Consider the following 16,439-nt stretch of genomic DNA (forward strand, 5'->3'; position numbering starts at 1 on the left):
GAGAGCAAGGAGTGACCGTGCTCGTCCTGTTGCCGCCGTCCGAAGGCAAGGCCCCCTCCTCGGGCGGGGCTCCGCTGAAGCTGGAGGGGTTGTCGCTGCCGGCGCTCACGGGGGCGCGGGAGGCGGTGATCGGGGAGTTGGTGGAGCTGTGCGCCGGGGACGAGGACAAGGCGCGTGAGGTGCTCGGGCTGAGCGAGGGGCTGCGCGGCGAGGTCGCCAAGAACGCCGAGCTGCTGGCGGCGGGCACCCGTCCGGCCGGGCAGGTCTACACGGGCGTGCTGTACGACGCGCTCGACCTCGCCGGGCTGGAGACCGCCGCCAAGCAGCGCGCGGCGCGTCAGCTGCTGGTCTTCTCGGGGCTGTGGGGCGCGGTCCGGGTGACGGACCGTATCCCCTCCTACCGTTGCTCGATGGGCGTCAGGCTGCCCGGCATCGGCGCGCTCGGCACGCACTGGCGTACGCCGATGGCGTCGGCGCTTCCCGAGGCCGCCGGGGACGGGCTGGTCCTCGACCTGCGGTCCTCCGCGTACACGGCCGCGTGGAAGCCGAAGGGCGAGGTGGCCGGGCGGACCGCGACCGTACGGGTGCTGCACGCGCCCACCCGGAAGGTCGTCAGCCACTTCAACAAGGCGACCAAGGGCCGCATCGTACGGAGCCTGCTGTCGGCCGGGATCGCGCCCACGGGCCCGGCGGAGCTGGTGGAGGCGCTGCGGGACCTCGGGTATGTGGTGGAGGTGGAGCCTCCGGCCGGGACCGGGGTCGGCGCCCGGACCGGGGCCGGGAAGGCGTGGGCGCTGGATGTGCTGGTGGACGAGGTGCACTGAGCCTCGCCCTCTTCACCTTCCGTCGCGTTGCAGCATGCGCAACGCTCGTTGTGCATGCTGTTTCGCCCGGGCAGGATGACGCCATGCCCTCATCCCTGCCCGCGTCCTCACGCGACTCCGTCCTCGACCTCGCGCCCGTCCTGCCCGTGGTCGTCGTCGACGACCCCGCCGACGCCGTCCCGCTCGCGCGGGCGCTGGTCGCGGGTGGGCTGCCGGCGATCGAGGTGACGCTGCGGACGCCGGGCGCGCTGGACGCCGTACGGGCGATCGCGGCGGAGGTACCGGACGCGGTGGTCGGGGTGGGGACCGTCATCACCCCGGCGCAGGTCGCGGAGGCCGTCGCGGCGGGTGGGCGTTTCCTGGTCAGTCCGGGCTGGACGGACGTACTGCTGGAGGCGATGCGGGCGTCCGGGGTGCCGTTCCTGCCGGGGGTGTCGACGGCCTCGGAGGTCGTGGCGCTGCTCGAACGCGGGGTGCGGGAGATGAAGTTCTTCCCGGCGGAGGCGGCGGGCGGGACGGCGTATCTGAAGTCGCTCGCCGGGCCGTTGCCGCAGGCGCGCTTCTGCCCGACCGGCGGGGTCGGGCCGGGCAACGCGCCGGAGTATCTGGCCCTGCCCAACGTCGGCTGTGTGGGCGGTACTTGGATGCTGCCGGCCGATGCGCTCGCAGCGCGGGACTGGGGGCGGATCGAGGGGCTGGCACGGGCGGCGGCGGGGCTGCGGGAGCCCCGTTCAGCGCAGGTGTGAGGTGTCGTTGAGGAGGCGGAGGGTCGCGTTGCCGTCCGCGTAGTAGGCCAGGGCCGACAGGGAGGCCGCCGAGACTTCCATGCGGAACAGGGATTCCGCGGGTGCGCCGAGGGCCAGGCGTACGAGGGTCTTGATCGGTGTGACGTGGGTGACGAGCAGGACCGTGCGGCCCCGGTGTGCGGCGACCAGTTCGTCCCGGGTGGCGGCGACGCGGTGGGCCACGGCCTCGAAGCTCTCGCCGCCGCCGGTGGGTTCGGCGTCCGGGGAGGACAGCCAGGCGTTCATGTCGTCCGGGTGGCGCTCCCGCACCTCGCCGAAGCTCAGCCCCTCCCACGCGCCGAAGTCCGTCTCCCGCAGCCCGTCCTCGACGGCCACCTTCAGGCCCAGCCGGGCCGCGACGATCCCGGCCGTCTCCCGGCAGCGGGCCAGCGGCGACGACACGACCTCCTGGATCGTGCCGCGGGCCGCGAGCGCGGCGGCGACCCGTTCCGCCTGGTACCGGCCGACGTCGGAGAGGGACGGATCCGAGCCCCCGCTCCCCGAGAACCGCTTCTGGGGGGTGAGGGGGGTCTCGCCGTGGCGCAGCAGTACGAAGGTGGCGGGGGTGCCGAGGTCGGGGGCGGCGGAGGCGACGTTCGCCGCGGCACGGAGGTCGGCGGCGGCCTTGGCACCGGGGATCGGGGCGCGGCGGCCAGGGGACGAGGGGGCTGCGGTGTCCGCCGGAGGCGGTGCCTCCGCTCCCGAACCGCTATCGATCCCGGTCCCGTTCCCCCTGCGGGCTCCGGCTGCGGACAGCGCCGCGCGGGCCTTGGCCGCGCCTGCCGTCGCGTCGCCCGGGGGGCCCGACGGCTCGGGCGCGGCGGCGGACCGGGCCGCGCGGGTGTCCAGGTCCGCCGTGGACGCGGCGGGTGACCACCGCTCGCCCCGCTTGCCCGCGTCCATCGCCTCGTTGGCGAGGCGGTCGGCGTGCTTGTTCTGGTCGCGCGGCATCCACTCGTACGTCACACGGCCGGGCGGGAAGACCCGCGCGGCCTCGGCGGCCAGCGGCTTCATGTCGGGATGCTTGATCTTCCAGCGGCCCGACATCTGCTCGACGACGAGCTTGGAGTCCATCCGGACCCGGACGGAGGCCGCGGGGTCCAGCTCGTACGCCGCCTTCAGACCCGCGATGAGGCCGCGGTACTCGGCGACGTTGTTCGTGGCGACCCCGAGGTACTCGGCGGCCTCCACCAGCGTCTCGCCCGTCACCGCGTCGAGGACGACCGAGCCGTAGCCCGCGGGCCCCGGGTTGCCCCGGGAACCGCCGTCCGCCTCGACGATGAACTCCCGCATGCCGAAAGACCCTTGCCGCTCCTAGAGGCCCGACTCGGACGTACGCACGAGGATCCGGCCGCAGTTCTCGCAGCGGACGACCGTGTCGGGCGTGGCCTTGCGGACGTCGTTGAAGTCGGTGATCGACAGCTCCTGGCGGCAGCCCTGGCAGGTGCGCTGGTACAGCTTGGCCGCGCCGATGCCGCCCTGCTGGTCGCGCAGCTTGTCGTAGAGCTTGAGGAGGTCCGCGGGGACGGAGGCCGCGATGACCTCGCGCTCCTTGGTCACCGTCGCCACCTCGCCGTCGATCTCCTCGAACGCGGCCTCCCGGCGGGCGGTCGCGTCGTCGACCTTCCCCTGCACGGCGCCGACCCGCTCGGTCAGCTCGGCGACCCGCTCCTGGACGGACTCCCGGCGCTCCATGACCTCCAGGACGATGTCCTCCAGGTCGCCCTGCCGCTTGGCGAGGGAGGCGATCTCGCGCTGGAGGTTCTCCAGGTCCTTCGGGGAGCTGACCGCGCCCGAGTCCAGGCGCTGCTGGTCACGGACGGCGCGCTGGCGCACCTGGTCCACGTCCTGCTCGGCCTTGGTCTGCTCGCGGGCGGTGTCGCTCTCCTCGGTCTGCGCGGCCACGAGCAGGTCGCGCAGCTGGGTGTGGTCCTTCGTCAGCGACTCGATCTCGGCGTGCTCGGGCAGCGACCTCCGCCTGTGCGCGAGCTGCTGCAGGCGGACGTCCAGGCCCTGGACGTCGAGGAGGCGGATCTGGTCGGCGGGCGCGGCGTTCAGTTGGGGGCTCCCAGGGGGTCAGAAACGGTGGCGGACGCCGCGTGGGCGGTCCAGGGGTCGGTGACCGTCTTGGAGACGTGGACGCGAAGGTCCCAGCCCTCCCGGTCGGAGATCTCGTCGAGCTGGGCTGCGGCCAGCTCGCACCAGGGCCATTCGGTGGCCCAGTGCGCCGCGTCGAGCAGCGCGAGAGGTGTGTGGGTGCCTTCCGCGGCCCGGGCCACGGCCTCGGAGGCGGGGTGGTGGCGCAGGTCGGCGGTGAGGAAGGCGTCGACACCGGCCGCGCGTACGTCGTCGAAGAGGCTGTCGCCGGAGCCGCCGCTGACGGCGACCGTGCGGACGACCGCGTCGGGATCGCCGGCGACCCGGATGCCCTGCGCGGTGGCGGGCAGTCGCTCGGCGGCGCGCGCGGCCAGGTCGCGCACGGTCAGCGGGTGGTCCAGCTCGCAGACCCGGCCGAGACCGCGCCGCCCGGTGGGGTCGGCGGGGTCCGGGACGAGGGGGCGTACGACCCTCAGGTCCAGCGCGCCGGCGAGGGCGTCGCTGACGCCCGGGTCGGCGGTGTCGGCGTTGGTGTGGGCGACGTGCAGCGCGATGTCGTTCTTGATGAGGGTGTGCACGACGCGGCCCTTGAAGGTGGAGGCCGCCACCGTCGTCGTCCCGCGCAGATAGAGCGGGTGGTGGGTGACCAGCAGGTCGGCGCCCAGCTTCACCGCTTCCTCGACGATCTCCTGGACCGGGTCGACGGCGAACAGGACCCGCGCGACCTCCTGGTCCGGGTCGCCGCAGACCGTGCCGACCGCGTCCCACCCCTCGGCCCTCTCGGGCGGCCAGAGGGCGTCGAGCGCGGCGATGACTTCAGACAGACGGGGCACGCACAAAGGCTACCTGCACCGCTCCCGTCCCAGACCGGCCGCGGGTCACTTGACCAGCCGCCCCTCTGCCAGCACATCCGTCGCCGTTCCCTCAGGCGAATCAGGTGACGAGCACCCTTATGTGTGAAGGGGGTCCAGGTTGTCCCACGTCTGTGCGTACGAAAACTAGCTTCGTCGCCGGAGGTGATCGAACGATGACGGCCTGTACACCACCCTCACCCATGACGGGCCACGGGCACGAGACGGGACGGGAGGACACGGGACAGGAGAACGACGAGGACAGCGGCGGGAGCGGGCGGCTCGCGCCGCCCGGCTGTGTGATCACCGCCGACGGGACGTACGCGGCGCGCCTCGCGCTCGACGGCGAGTCCTGGTTCCCCGAGCGCTGGACCCTGGACGGCCCCGAGCCGTACGCCGTCCCCCTGCCGGGCAACCAGCCGGAGGAACCCGGCACCGAAGTGCTCCCCATGACCGACGGCCGGGTGCTGATCCACCGGCTGGCCGCCGAGCGGCATCTGTTCTCCCTCCTCTATCCCACCGGGCCCGGCACCGGCGAACTCCCGCTCGGCGCGGTCGAATGCGCCGACCCGGCGGCCGAGTTGCGGCTGCTGCCGCCCGCGCCGTGCGGGGAGCGGGCGTACGCCCTCGCCCTGGGCCGGAGCGCCACGACGGTGTGGCTGGTGGTGGGCGGAACGTTCGGCCCGGAGATGGTGGCGCAGGTGCCGGGACGGTGTTCGGGCGGCGTCTGGCTGGACGGTACGGGCCGGCTGCTCGCCCTGGACCAGGAATGGGGCGGCCGGACCAAGTCGGTGGTGGTCGATCTGGAGCAGGGCGGCGCGGTCTCGCCGCTGCTGCAGATCGCGGACGACAGCAACGACCGGGTGCTGCTCTCCGACCCCGACAGCGGACTGCTCCTGATCCGCTCGGACGCGCCCTCCCCCGGCCACGACCGGCTCGGCTGGGGTGTGTTGGGCAGTACGCTCCCCGTCCGCTTCCCGGAGTGTCTGCGGGTGCCGGACGGGCACCGGATCACCCCGTTCGCCATCCAGCCGGGCCAGATCCTGACCCCCGAGAGCTGTGCGGTCGCGCTGCGCGTGGACGGCCCCCGGGGCAGCTGGGTCGGTGTGTGGCGCCCGGCGGCCCGCCGCATCCTCCATCTGCCCGCTCCCGAGGGCTGGTTGGCGGGGGCCGGGCTGTGGAGCCGGGAGGGCGTGCTGCAACTGCCGTACACCACAGGGGTCGTGCGGTGCGGGGTGGCTCGGGTCGGGGTGCCCTGGGGAGAGACCTCGGCGGAATCCCCGGAGGAGGTCACGGAGGAGGTCACGGAGGAGAGCGCCGACGGGGCGGCTCCCGGCGGCGGAGTCTCCGACGGGAGCGGCTCCGGTACGGAACCGTCCGTACCCGCCGTCGCCCGGCCCGTGCCGTTGCAGCAGGCGCCGTTGGAGGGGCGCGTACCGGAGGAGGTGACCGTCGGGTGAAGCTGATGTGCGAGCTACGGGCGAAGTGGACGCGGCGCGGGCGACACGCACTCGGGCGGCTTCGGGGCGAGCGGGCCGGACCGTTAAAATCACCCGCCGGTAAGAAGATCATTCGACGGGGAACACTTCCAATGAGCGACGTGCACACCATCCAGCCGCCCACGGCCAGCCCCCAAGAGGCGGACGGCCACGGCAAACACCGGGGCCAGATCTCGGCCCACGAAGCCGAGAAGGCGACCCCTCGCGGGCGCCACCGCAAGCCGGCCGAACAGACGGAGCCGACGCCGTCCGCCTGAACGGCGGCACGAGTCCCTCCCGGTCGCCTCTGGAGAAACGTCAATTCGCCACTTCGTCGCTTCATCACTTCGGCGATGCGACACCGGAACCGACCACCACGGCATCCGGCCCCGCCCGTCATCGACGGGCGGGGCCGTTCCGTTTGACGACCCCGGGGACGAGTTCACCGGGGCGTACGGCCCCTTACGAGGCTTCGTCCGCCCCGTGCCGCAGGCCCAGCACCTCCGCCGCCGCGAACGTCTCGCCCTCCGGGCGGCCCGCGTAGTACGGCGTGAGCAGGCCGTCCAGTTCGTCGTGGGTGAACGCGTCCTGCTTGGTGTCGAACCTGGCCTGGACACGCGGACGTTCGACGACGGCGACCATGCCGCCGTGGACGACGAGGAGCTGTCCGTTCACCCGGGCGGCGGCGGGTGAGGCGAGATAGCCGACGAGGGGGGCGACATGCTCGGGGGCGAGGGGGTCGAGGCCGCCGGAGGCGGACTCGCCGAACACGTCCTCGGTCATCCGGGTCCGGGCCCGCGGGCAGATCACGTTCGCCGTGACGCCGTACTTGGCGAGCGCGAGCGCCGTGGAGGTCGTCAGCCCGACGATGCCGCCCTTCGCCGCCGCGTAGTTGGGCTGTCCGGCCGAGCCCGCGAGGAAGGCCTCCGACGAGGTGTTCACGATCCGCCCGTACACCGGACCGCCGCCGCCCGCCTTCGCCCGGTCGCGCCAGTAGGCGGAGGCGAACCGTGTCGTGTTGAAGTGCCCCTTCAGATGCACCCGGAGGACCGCGTCCCACTCCTCCTCCGACATCGAGAAGACCATGCGGTCGCGCAGGATTCCCGCGTTGTTGACGAGGATGTCCAGCTTCCCGAACTCCGCGATCGCCAACTCGACCAGTTCTCGCGCCTGTTGGTGATCCGACACATCGCCGGTGTGGACGACCGCGCGTCCGCCCGCAGCACGGATCGTGTCCGCCACCTCCTCGGCGGGCCCCGCCGACACCTCGCCGGAACCGTCCCGGCCCGGCCGTCCGTAGTCGTTCACCACGACGGCCGCGCCCAGCCGGGCCAGCTCCAGCGCCTCGGCCCGGCCGAGTCCGCGCCCCGCGCCGGTCACGATCGCGGACAGCCCTTCGAGCGGCAGCCCTTGCAACGACTGTCCTTGCAACGGCTGCCCTTGCAACGACTGTCCTTCGAGCGGCGATGTCATCCCCGAGCCCCTCTCTCGCGTGCCTTCGCCGTGGTCAGATCTCGATGCAGGTGCGCAGGGCCACCCCGGTCCGCATCTGGTCCAGTGCCTCGTTGATGTCGGCGAGGGGCACCCGGTGGGTGATCAGGCTCGCGAGGTCGATGCGGCCGGCCCGCCAGAGGGCGATGGCCCGCTCGTAGGAGCGCAGGACGTCGCCGCCGCCGTACATCGACGGCAGGATCCGCTTCTCGTCGAAGAACAGCTCGAACATGCTGAGTTGCAGGAAGTCGTCCAGCGCGCCCGCGCCGACCACGACGAGGGTGCCGCCGCGCCGGGTCGTCTCGTACGCGGTCCGGGCGGTGGCCGAGCGGCCGACGACCTCGAAGACGTAGTCGAAGCCCTCCCCGGCGGTGACGGACTGCTTGGCGTCGGCCAGCTCCTCCGGCGAGATCGCCCTGGTGGCACCGAACTTGAGGGCCGCCTCGCGTCGTGAGACCACCGGGTCGACGGCGACGATCTCGGCGGCGCCCTTGAGCCGGGCGCCCTGGATCGCCGAGATGCCGACGCCCCCGCAGCCGATGACGGCGACCGACGAACCGGCCTCCACATCGGCGGTGTTGAGGGCCGCGCCCAGCCCGGTGGTGACGCCGCAGCCGATGAGGGCGGCGATGTCGGAGGGCACGTCGTCCGGTATCGGCACGGCGCAGCCCGCGTCGACGACGACCTCCTCGGCGAACGTGCCGGTGCCCGCGAAGCCGAAGACGTCTCCGGCGGGCCGCTTGAAGTTGGGCGTGCCGGCGTTGAGGAAACCGGCGAGGCAGAGGTGCGTCTGACCGCGCTTGCAGGCGGGACAGGTGCCGCAGGCCGGGAGCCAGCAGACCACGACGCGGTCCCCCGCCTTCAAGTGGCTGACGCCTTCGCCGACTTCGACTATCTCGCCGGCGCCCTCGTGCCCGGGGACGAACGGTCCGGGCTGCGGCAGCACCCCGGCCATCGCCGACAGGTCGGAGTGGCACAGCCCCGTGGCCCGCACCCGGATCCTCACCCGGCCCGGTCCGAAGCCCACCGCCTCGACGTCGTCGAGCACGTCGAGCTTGTCCTGACCGATCTCGTGCAGTACGGCTGCGCGCATGGTGCGGCTCCCCTCAGAAGTACCTGACCTACGTCTGTACCGATGAGCTCAACTGATCCTCGGCAACCGACGGGCTCATCACCGACGGGTTGATCAACGGTGGGCCCATCACGGATGGACTCATTCGTGTTCGACGAGCGTGTCCGCCAGGACCGGCGCGTCGTCCCGCTCGACGGAGGACACCGTCACCCGTACCGCGTGGTCGTCCGGCCGCCACATCCGGATACGGAGGGTCTCGCCCGGGAAGACGACGCCCGCGAAGCGTGTCCCGTACGAGCGGACGCGGCCGACGTCGCCGCCGAGCACGGTGTCCACCACGGCCTTCAGGGTCGTCCCGTAGGTGCACAGCCCGTGCAGGATCGGGCGGTCGAACCCGGCGCGCCCCGCGAACTCCGGGTCGGCGTGCAACGGGTTCCAGTCGCCGGAGAGGCGGTAGAGCAGCGCCTGGTCCTCGCGGACGGCCCGCTCGACCTCCTTGTCGGGCGCGGTCGTCGGCGGTTCCTGTCGTACGGACGGCCCGCGCTCACCGCCCCAGCCGCCCTCGCCCCGGACGAAGATCTGCGCCTCGTTGACCCACAACGGGCCCTCGGTGTCGGCGACTTCGGTCCGCATCACCAGGACGGCCGCCTTGCCCTTGTCGTACACCGCCGCCACGCGCGAGGTCGCGGTCGCGCGCCCCTCGACGGGGATCGGGCGGTGCAGCTCGACGCGCTGGCCGCCGTGCAGGACCTTGGCCAGGTCGACGTCGACTCCGGGGGCGTTCAGGCCGCCGATGACGTCCGGCGAGCCGGCGCCGGCGACGGTCGCGAAGCTCGGCAGGACGTGCAGCCGGGACTCCAGCGTGTAGCGCAGCTCGCCGGGGTCGGTCGCGGGGATGCCGGCGCCGATGCCGAGGTGGTAGAGCAGCACGTCCTTACGGGTCCACGCGATCTCGGCGGAACGTGGCTCGGCCGCGAGCGCCTTGGCTGCGTCGATGGGCATGGGGCTCCTGTGTGCGGTGGGGGCGGAGGGCAGAGGGCGGGTGGTGGCCGACGGTGCGGTGACCGGCGGGCGGTGACCGGCTCGCGCTGAGGAACCTCGGTACGACCGTCCGCACCAGCGGCCGCACCGAGGTCGTCACGGCGGACCCGGAACCCGCCCACCTAGAACGCGTTCCAGTCCGGCGCCCCTCTGTATAGCCGAGCCACGTACACATGTGAAGACTCCTGACAGTACGTCAGATCTGTGCCGCTCCCTCCGCCCCGCCCATGACATTTGTCCTGCCGGACTCCGTACAAGCGCCCCTGCCGGGCCGCGCCGCGGCTTCGTACTGTCGAGGACATGAGACCGACGGATGCGGGCGGGACGGGCATGGCGGGGGCGGGCGCGGAGACGGAAGCCACAGGTGCCGGGGACCCGTGTGCCGGAGGCGGCGGGACCGCGGGCGCCGACTGTGGGAGCCCGCGCCGCGTGGGGGCGTGGTTCCCATGGCGGGCGATGCGCGGAGGCGGCGGGCGGAAGCCGGCGCCGGACGACGCCGGACCGCCTGCCACCGGACTCACCCTGCTGCCGTGGCTGCTCATGGGGATGGGCGCCTTCGCGAACCTCCTCCAGGGCCGCGCCCCGAACCCCTGGGTCGGCGGCCTCGGCATCCTCACCTTCAACTCCCTCTACATCTACGTCGTCATCCGCGCCTTCGTGAAGGAGAAGCGCGAGTCCCGCTCCACCCGCCTCGCGCTCATCCTGCTCGGCCTGGTCGCCTGCGGCCTCGCCCTCTCCTACGGCGGCAGCTGGCTGAACTTCTTCCCGCTGCTCGGTCTGGCCGTGGGCGCCGTCACCCGAGGCCCACGGCTCGGCCGGACCGGGCTGGCGGTGACCGTGCTCGCGGGCGGGGTCTCGGCGTTCCGCGAGGGATGGGCCGCGGTCAACGTGGCGTACGGCACCTTCATCTCCGTCGTCGTGACGGCGGCGATCCTCTCCCTGGCGGACGCGGTGCGCGAACTGCGCGCCGCCCGCGAGGAGCTGGCGCATCGCGCGGTGGAGGAGGAACGTCTGCGTTTCTCCCGCGATCTGCACGATCTTCTCGGGCACACGCTGTCGGTGATCGTGGTGAAGTCGGAGGCGGCCCGTCGTCTCGCCCCGCACGACCCGGACGCGACGCTCGCCCAGATCGCGGACATCGAGACGGTCGGCCGCCAGGCCCTCACGGAGATCCGCGAGGCCGTCACCGGATACCGCGAGGGCAGCCTCACGAGCGAACTGGACCGTGCCCGCTCCGTCCTGTCCGCCACGGGCACGGCCCTGACCGTACGGCGCTCCGGGCCGCCCCCGACCGCCCGGACCGAGGCCCTGCTCGCCTGGGTCGTCCGCGAGGCGGTCACCAACGTCGTACGGCACAGCCACGCCACCCGCTGTGAGATCGTCCTCACCACCACTCCGGCCCACACCCGCCTCACCCTCACCGACAACGGCCCCCGCGCCACTCCCCCACCGCCCACCTCCACCCCCCATGGCCTGCGGGGCCTCACCGAACGCCTCACCACAGCCGGCGGCACCCTCCAGGCCGGCCCCGGCCCCGACTGCGGCTTCTCGGTGAGCGCGGAACTGCCGACACCACCGCCGGGGGCGACCGAGAAGCGAGCGCCGGACACGGTCGCGCTGCCACGGCCGTGAGTGGGCCGGAGGTTGACCGGGCCCGGACTCGGGGCCCGGCCAAGGATCCGACCAGGGACCCCGGGCAGCACCCGAGGCGGCAACCCCAGCCCCCTCCCCCATCCCCACCCCGCCCGTGTCGCTCCAAATCGGTCTCTTCCGCCTAATCTTGGGCCGTGAACCAGATGCCCCGGGAGCACCGGCCCGCCAAGTCCATCAGGGTGTTGCTTGCCGAGGACCAGGGGATGATGCGGGGCGCGCTGGCGTTACTGCTGGGGATGGAGGCCGACATCCAGGTCGTGGCGCAGGTCGGGACGGGGGACGCGATCGTGGACGCGGCGCTGATCCATCGGCCGGATGTCGCGCTGCTGGACATCGAACTGCCCGGGATGAGCGGTCTGGACGCCGCCGCCGAGCTGCGCGACCAGGCGCCCGACTGCCGTGTGCTGATCCTCACCACCTTCGGCCGGCCCGGATATCTCCGCCGGGCCATGGACGCCGGCGCCGCCGGGTTCCTGGTCAAGGACGGGCCCGTCGAGGAGCTGGCCCGGGCCATCCGGCGGGTGCTCACCGGCGAGACCGTCGTCGATCCGGCTCTCGCCACGGCCGCGCTGAGCGCCGGGCCCAACCCGCTCACCGACCGCGAACGCGACACCCTCAACGCCTCCGCCGACGGCGCCACCGTCGCCGACATCGCCGCCCGCCTCCGGCTCTCCGAGTCCACCGTCCGCAACTACCTCTCCTCCGCCATCGGCAAGACCGGCACCCGCAACCGCATGGAAGCCCTGCGGGAGGCCCGGCAGCAGGGGTGGCTCTGACCGTCGCGCCCCCGTCACCCCGTCACCCCGTCACCTGCGCCGACTTGTACCCCACCCCCTCCGGTGCCAGCGCCACGAACCAGCTCGCCATGGCGCCCTTCGGCTGGACGATGCGGGGGTTGCGCAGGTCCGCGTACCAGCCGTCGCCCCTGTCGCGCCTGGCGTCGACGAAGGTGTCGTCGGACCAGGTGACACGTACCGTCCGGGCGGTGGGGGCTACCTGGCCGATGACAAGGCGCTCGGGGGCGTCGTCCTGGTCCCGGTCACCGGTGCGGAGGGGCATCGAGTAGGCCTCCAGATCCGTACCCGCCGACGCGTCCGCCTCGCCGTCGATCAGCGCGTCCGTCCGCTCCCCGCCGACGGTCAGATGCACGAAGTGCCAGCTCTTGCCCACCAGGTCGGCCGCGCCGTCCAGCCCCGTCGGCGCGTCCCCGAAGAGGGCCATCGCGGCAAACTGCTCCTCGGCCTCCGCCTTGTCCCTCGGTGCGTCCCAGACGTCGATCGCCACCCGCCAGACCGCGCCCCGGTCCTTGCCCTCGGCCAGCGTGGTCCGCCAGGGCTCGCCGATCCGCCGGGCCTCGGGCGACGCCGGACTCGTCGCCGCAGGCTGCACACGCCCCCCGCCGCCCCCGTCCGACGCCCCGGCCAGCGCCAGCGTGCCCGTGGTGCCCGCGATCACCACGGCCGCAGCGGCGGCGACGGCCCAGCGGCGGGCCCTGCGACGCCGCCCGCCCCGTACGACCGCCTGGTAGGGGGCTATGCCGACCTCGACGTCGTCGGCCGCGTCGGCCAGCAGGAGGGCGATGTCTCTCTCCAAGGCGGTGCGGTGGGTGAGGTCGTGCGTGAGGCCGTCGTGGATGAGGCCGTCGCGCGTGCCGTCACCGTGCGTGCCGCCGCCTCGTGTGCCGCCGTCGTGTGTGCCGCCGTCGTGCTTCATCCGCTGATCCGCCTTCCCGTCCTGGCCGTCCGAGCCACCCGCACCGTCCATGCCGTCCACGCCGTCCACACCGCCCACGCCGTCCATGCCGTCCACGCCACTGATGTCACCCATGTCGCCCGCCGCACCGCTCATGGCGTTCTCGTCCGTCACTTCCGGCCCCCTGTCACCATCTCGGCCAGTCCCGGTATGGCGCGGAGCTTCGCGATGCCCTTGGCCGCGTTGCTCTTCACCGTGCCCACCGAGCAGCCCATCGCCTCGGCCGTCGCGCTCTCGCTCAGGTCCTCCCAGTACCGCAGGACCACGGCTTCGCGCTGGCGCGGCGGGAGCTGGGACAGGGCCGTCAGCAGGGCGCCGCGGTCGTCGGCCTGGGCGATGTGGTCGCCCGTGTCCGGCAGCTCGGGCACGAGGTCCGAGTCGCTCCGGGGCGCCAGGAACTCCTTGAGGCGTCTGCGGTGCTTGCGGGCGTGGGCGTTGATCATCACTCGCCGGACGTAGGTGTCCGGGTCGTCCGTCGAGCCGACGCGGCGCCAGGCCACGTACACCTGCTCCAGCGTCGTCTGGACCAGGTCCTCCGCGGCGTGCTGCTCCCCCGTGAGCAGGAACGCCGTACGCATCAGCCGTGGCCAGCGGCCGACGAGGAAGCCTTGGAACTCCTCGTCCCGGACCTGCTTCCGATCCCCCATGAGCACCTCCTAGATGCTTCTTACAGTCCACGAGGGCCCGGATTCGTTGCCTCTCCCCGCGAGAAACCCGCGAGCGACCTCCGGTCCTGACGGCCTGTCACTTCCCCATGGGCAGGTCAAGCTTTCGTTAGTCACTCAAAACAACGGAATAGTTGCCCAGGCGCACGAGGTTCAGATGGCACATACCCTCACCCCGGCCAGGAGGCCCCGCTCCATGACACGACCGCACACACCGCCGACGCACGACAGGCCCACCGCGAACGCCTCCGGCGCGATCGTCCCGGTGCTGGCCTTCGCGGGAATCGTGGTCGCGGTGATGCAGACCCTGCTGGTCCCGGTGATCAAGGACCTGCCGCAGCTGCTCGGCACCTCGCCCAGCAACGCGACCTGGGTCCTGACCTCCACCCTCCTCTCCGGTGCCGTGGCCACCCCGATCATGGGCCGCCTCGGCGACCTCTTCGGCAAGCGCCGCATGCTGCTCGCCAGCCTGTCCGTGATGGTGGTCGGCGCGCTGATCAGCGGTTTCACCAGCGCGCTCGTACCGATGATCGTCGGCCGTACCCTCCAGGGCTTCGCCATGGGCGCGATCCCGCTGGGCATCGGCCTGATGCGCGACGAACTGCCCCGTGAGCGCCTCGCCTCCGCCATGGCCCTGATGAGCTCGTCCATAGGCGTCGGCGGCGGACTCGCGCTGCCGCTCGCCGCCGCGGTCGCCCAGAACACCGACTGGCACGTCCTCTTCTTCGGCGCCGCCGGTCTCGGCGTCCTCTCCATCGTGCTGACCCTCGTCGCCGTACCGGAGACGAAGACCCGCGCGGAGGGCACCTTCGACTACCTCGGCGCGCTCGGCCTCTCCGCCGGACTCGTCCTCTTCCTGCTGCCGATCACCAAGGGCAGCGACTGGGGCTGGACCTCCACGACCACGCTCGGCCTGTTCGGCGCGTCCGCCGCGGTACTGCTGCTCTGGGGCGTCCTGGAGCTGCGCATCGCCGCGCCGCTGGTGGACCTGCGCACCACCGCCCGCCGCGAGGTCCTGCTCACCAACCTCGCCTCGATCATGGTCGGCGTCTCCTTCTACGTCGTCTCCCTCGTCCTGCCGCAGCTGCTCCAGCTGCCCTCCTCCACCGGTTACGGCCTCGGGCAGTCGATGGTCGTCGCGGGGCTGTGCGTGGCTCCGCTCGGTCTGACGATGATGTTCACCGCGCCGCTCTACGCCCGGATCTCCGCCAAGTACGGCCCCAAGAGCACCCTCATCCTGGGCATGCTGATCATCGGGATCGGCTACGGCGCCGGGCTCGGACTGATGAGCGCGGCGTGGCAGACCGTGGTGGTGTCGGTGGTGCTGGGTGCGGGGATCGGGCTCGCCTACTCCTCGCTGCCGGCGCTGATCATCGGGGCCGTCGATCCGTCCGAGACGGGGGCGGCGAACGGGCTCAACACGCTCATGCGGTCGATCGGTACGTCCGTGTCCAGTGCGGTCATCGGGATGGTGCTGGCGAACACGGCGAACCATGTCGGGGGTGTGGCGGTGCCGACGATGCACGGTTTCCGGGTCTCTTTTGTCATCGCGACCGGGGCGGTTGCCGTCGGTCTTCTGCTGGCCGTGTTTCTTCCGGGGCGGCGGGTGGTTCCTACTCTTCGGGCCAGCGGTGAGGGGTTGGGGGGCGGGGATGTCGATGGGGTGTCCCGGGAGGAGCGGGCGGAGGCCGTCGTCCGCTGAGTTTTCTCGCCCCCGCCGCCCCTCCCCGTCCCATCCCCCAGGGGCTGCGCCCCTTCGGCCCCCTCTTTTCGCGCTCCGCGCGGGGTGGGTGGGGTAGCGGGGCGGGTGGGGTGATGGGGGTGAGTGGGTACGTGCCGGTTCGGTGGGGGCTGGTCGCGCAGTTCCCCGCGCCCCTTATGGGCCTACGGCCCCTTCGGGCCGAAAAAGCACGGGGCGCAGCCCCTGCTTTTCAGGGGCGCGGGGAACTGCGCGACCAGCCCCCACCGGGCCCGCACCCGGCATCCGACCGAGTCCCCGCCCTCTTCCGCCGATCACCGCATGGCAGCATGGGCCGCCCCCACCGACGTACGACCGACCACACGGAGGACCCATGTCCGCGGCACCGAGTCCCGAGCCGGAGATCCTGCGCGCGTTCGAGGCGGCCAAGGGGTTCATGCCGGTCGGGGAGGGGCTGGCGCTGTACGCCGCGGCGGTCGAGGCGGGGCGGCTGGGGCTGCCGTTGCTGGAGGTGGGGACGTACTGCGGGCGGTCGACGATCCTGCTGGCGGACGCCGCCCGGGAGGCGGGCGTCGTCGCGGTCACCGTCGACCATCACCGGGGCAGCGAGGAGCAGCAGCCGGGCTGGGAGTACCACGACACGTCCACCGTCGACCCCGAGGTGGGCCGGATGGACACGCTCCCCACCTTCCGCCGGACCCTCCACCAGGCGGGTCTGGAGGAGCACGTCGTCGCGGTCGTCGGCCGGTCGCCGCAGGTCGCCGCGGTCTGGGGCACCCCAGTCGGCCTGGTCTTCGTCGACGGCGGCCACACCGACGAGCACGCCACCGCCGACTACGAGGGCTGGGCCCCGCATGTCGCCCCGGACGGTCTCCTCGTCATCCACGACGTCTTCCCCGACCCCGAGGACGAGTTCACCGGGCAGGCCCCGTACCGCGTCTATCTGCGCGCCCTCGCCTCCGGCGCCTTCACCGAGGTCTCGGCGACGGACTCGCTGCGGGTGCTGCGGCGGACGGGGACCGGGATCTGAG

16 protein-coding genes are annotated in these 16,439 nt (G+C 72.7%); 8 read left to right on the forward strand and 8 right to left on the reverse strand.

All coding sequences use genetic code 11. From position 1 onward, the window contains the following. Nucleotides 1-17 precede the first annotated feature (17 nt). Together yaaA and eda are read left to right on the forward strand one after the other, a co-directional pair. Nucleotides 18-824 (forward strand): peroxide stress protein YaaA, encoded by an 807-nt coding sequence (gene yaaA, locus J8M51_RS17225; RefSeq protein ID WP_267299259.1) that lies wholly within the window; start codon nucleotides 18-20, stop codon nucleotides 822-824. Nucleotides 825-907: 83 nt separating this feature from the next. Continuing rightward, complete coding sequence (gene eda / locus J8M51_RS17230; protein ID WP_086764805.1) at nucleotides 908-1,570, forward strand: bifunctional 4-hydroxy-2-oxoglutarate aldolase/2-dehydro-3-deoxy-phosphogluconate aldolase; 663 nt, start codon at nucleotides 908-910, stop codon at nucleotides 1,568-1,570. Here eda and J8M51_RS17235 read toward each other — a convergent pair. From J8M51_RS17235 to J8M51_RS17245, 3 genes are read right to left on the reverse strand one after another with little or no spacing between them, the layout of a single operon-like run. After that, a complete protein-coding gene (locus J8M51_RS17235; RefSeq protein ID WP_267299260.1) occupies nucleotides 1,556-2,902 on the reverse strand; it encodes a bifunctional RNase H/acid phosphatase in 1,347 nt (448 codons plus the stop codon). The genes eda and J8M51_RS17235 overlap by 15 nt on opposite strands. A gap of 21 nt (nucleotides 2,903-2,923) precedes the next feature. Further along, a complete protein-coding gene (locus J8M51_RS17240) occupies nucleotides 2,924-3,667 on the reverse strand; it encodes a zinc ribbon domain-containing protein (protein WP_216590983.1) in 744 nt (247 codons plus the stop codon). Continuing rightward, the gene (locus J8M51_RS17245) at nucleotides 3,664-4,539 is read right to left on the reverse strand and encodes a Nif3-like dinuclear metal center hexameric protein (protein ID WP_086756820.1); all 876 of its coding nucleotides are present in this window, start codon (nucleotides 4,537-4,539) and stop codon (nucleotides 3,664-3,666) included. Before J8M51_RS17245 ends, J8M51_RS17240 begins: the two co-directional genes overlap by 4 nt. A 194-nt stretch (nucleotides 4,540-4,733) precedes the next feature. Here J8M51_RS17245 and J8M51_RS17250 point away from each other — a divergent pair, with 194 nt between their 5' ends. Continuing rightward, on the forward strand, nucleotides 4,734-6,017 hold the full coding sequence (locus J8M51_RS17250) for a hypothetical protein (protein WP_179203156.1): 1,284 nt from the start codon (nucleotides 4,734-4,736) through the stop codon (nucleotides 6,015-6,017). 131 nt (nucleotides 6,018-6,148) lie between these two features. Continuing rightward, entirely contained in the window at nucleotides 6,149-6,313 is a 165-nt protein-coding gene (locus J8M51_RS17255) for a hypothetical protein (RefSeq protein WP_086756822.1), read from the forward strand. 184 nt (nucleotides 6,314-6,497) lie between these two features. On the opposite strand, the gene J8M51_RS17260 is transcribed toward J8M51_RS17255, so the two are convergent. From J8M51_RS17260 to J8M51_RS17270, 3 genes are all read right to left on the reverse strand, one after another. Continuing rightward, nucleotides 6,498-7,508: a 3-oxoacyl-ACP reductase gene (locus tag J8M51_RS17260; RefSeq protein ID WP_256964995.1), complete on the reverse strand. Its 1,011-nt coding sequence runs from the start codon at nucleotides 7,506-7,508 to the stop codon at nucleotides 6,498-6,500. A 34-nt stretch (nucleotides 7,509-7,542) separates the two neighbouring features. Then, on the reverse strand, nucleotides 7,543-8,619 hold the full coding sequence (locus tag J8M51_RS17265) for a Zn-dependent alcohol dehydrogenase (protein ID WP_086756825.1): 1,077 nt from the start codon (nucleotides 8,617-8,619) through the stop codon (nucleotides 7,543-7,545). 120 nt (nucleotides 8,620-8,739) lie between these two features. Then, nucleotides 8,740-9,600 (reverse strand): MaoC/PaaZ C-terminal domain-containing protein, encoded by an 861-nt coding sequence (locus tag J8M51_RS17270; protein WP_086756826.1) that lies wholly within the window; start codon nucleotides 9,598-9,600, stop codon nucleotides 8,740-8,742. 495 nt (nucleotides 9,601-10,095) lie between these two features. On the opposite strand from J8M51_RS17270, the gene J8M51_RS17275 reads away from it, so the two are divergent. Both J8M51_RS17275 and J8M51_RS17280 read left to right on the forward strand, forming a co-directional pair. Next, nucleotides 10,096-11,271, forward strand: coding sequence for an ATP-binding protein (locus tag J8M51_RS17275; protein ID WP_267299262.1), 1,176 nt, complete (start codon nucleotides 10,096-10,098; stop codon nucleotides 11,269-11,271). A gap of 164 nt (nucleotides 11,272-11,435) precedes the next feature. Continuing rightward, nucleotides 11,436-12,068, forward strand: coding sequence for a response regulator transcription factor (locus tag J8M51_RS17280; protein WP_216590982.1), 633 nt, complete (start codon nucleotides 11,436-11,438; stop codon nucleotides 12,066-12,068). A gap of 22 nt (nucleotides 12,069-12,090) precedes the next feature. On the opposite strand, the gene J8M51_RS17285 is transcribed toward J8M51_RS17280, so the two are convergent. Then, nucleotides 12,091-13,158, reverse strand: a complete 1,068-nt coding sequence (locus J8M51_RS17285; RefSeq protein ID WP_317852979.1) for a hypothetical protein — start codon at nucleotides 13,156-13,158, stop codon at nucleotides 12,091-12,093. After that, nucleotides 13,155-13,691 (reverse strand): SigE family RNA polymerase sigma factor, encoded by a 537-nt coding sequence (locus J8M51_RS17290; RefSeq protein WP_086758384.1) that lies wholly within the window; start codon nucleotides 13,689-13,691, stop codon nucleotides 13,155-13,157. Before J8M51_RS17290 ends, J8M51_RS17285 begins: the two co-directional genes overlap by 4 nt. A gap of 214 nt (nucleotides 13,692-13,905) precedes the next feature. Between J8M51_RS17290 and J8M51_RS17295 the strand changes: the two genes are divergently transcribed. After that, the gene (locus J8M51_RS17295) at nucleotides 13,906-15,411 is read left to right on the forward strand and encodes an MFS transporter (protein WP_267299263.1); all 1,506 of its coding nucleotides are present in this window, start codon (nucleotides 13,906-13,908) and stop codon (nucleotides 15,409-15,411) included. Nucleotides 15,412-15,781: 370 nt separating this feature from the next. Further along, nucleotides 15,782-16,438, forward strand: coding sequence for a class I SAM-dependent methyltransferase (locus J8M51_RS17300; protein ID WP_086758955.1), 657 nt, complete (start codon nucleotides 15,782-15,784; stop codon nucleotides 16,436-16,438). Nucleotide 16,439: the final 1 nt, after the last annotated feature.

The sequence above is a fragment of the Streptomyces griseiscabiei genome (assembly GCF_020010925.1).
GTDB lineage: Bacteria > Actinomycetota > Actinomycetes > Streptomycetales > Streptomycetaceae > Streptomyces > Streptomyces griseiscabiei.

Bases quoted from the DNA above. Each gene is read 5' to 3' on its own strand.
- eda (WP_086764805.1), top strand. From the start codon at position 908: ATGCCCTCATCCCTGCCCGCGTCCTCACGCGACTCCGTCCTCGACCTC.
- J8M51_RS17235 (WP_267299260.1), bottom strand. From the start codon at position 2,902: ATGCGGGAGTTCATCGTCGAGGCGGACGGCGGTTCCCGGGGCAACCCG.
- J8M51_RS17250 (WP_179203156.1), top strand. From the start codon at position 4,734: ATGACGGCCTGTACACCACCCTCACCCATGACGGGCCACGGGCACGAG.
- J8M51_RS17255 (WP_086756822.1), top strand. From the start codon at position 6,149: ATGAGCGACGTGCACACCATCCAGCCGCCCACGGCCAGCCCCCAAGAG.
- J8M51_RS17260 (WP_256964995.1), bottom strand. From the start codon at position 7,508: ATGACATCGCCGCTCGAAGGACAGTCGTTGCAAGGGCAGCCGTTGCAA.
- J8M51_RS17265 (WP_086756825.1), bottom strand. From the start codon at position 8,619: ATGCGCGCAGCCGTACTGCACGAGATCGGTCAGGACAAGCTCGACGTG.
- J8M51_RS17270 (WP_086756826.1), bottom strand. From the start codon at position 9,600: ATGCCCATCGACGCAGCCAAGGCGCTCGCGGCCGAGCCACGTTCCGCC.
- J8M51_RS17275 (WP_267299262.1), top strand. From the start codon at position 10,096: ATGCGCGGAGGCGGCGGGCGGAAGCCGGCGCCGGACGACGCCGGACCG.
- J8M51_RS17280 (WP_216590982.1), top strand. From the start codon at position 11,436: ATGCCCCGGGAGCACCGGCCCGCCAAGTCCATCAGGGTGTTGCTTGCC.
- J8M51_RS17290 (WP_086758384.1), bottom strand. From the start codon at position 13,691: ATGGGGGATCGGAAGCAGGTCCGGGACGAGGAGTTCCAAGGCTTCCTC.
- J8M51_RS17295 (WP_267299263.1), top strand. From the start codon at position 13,906: ATGACACGACCGCACACACCGCCGACGCACGACAGGCCCACCGCGAAC.
- J8M51_RS17300 (WP_086758955.1), top strand. From the start codon at position 15,782: ATGTCCGCGGCACCGAGTCCCGAGCCGGAGATCCTGCGCGCGTTCGAG.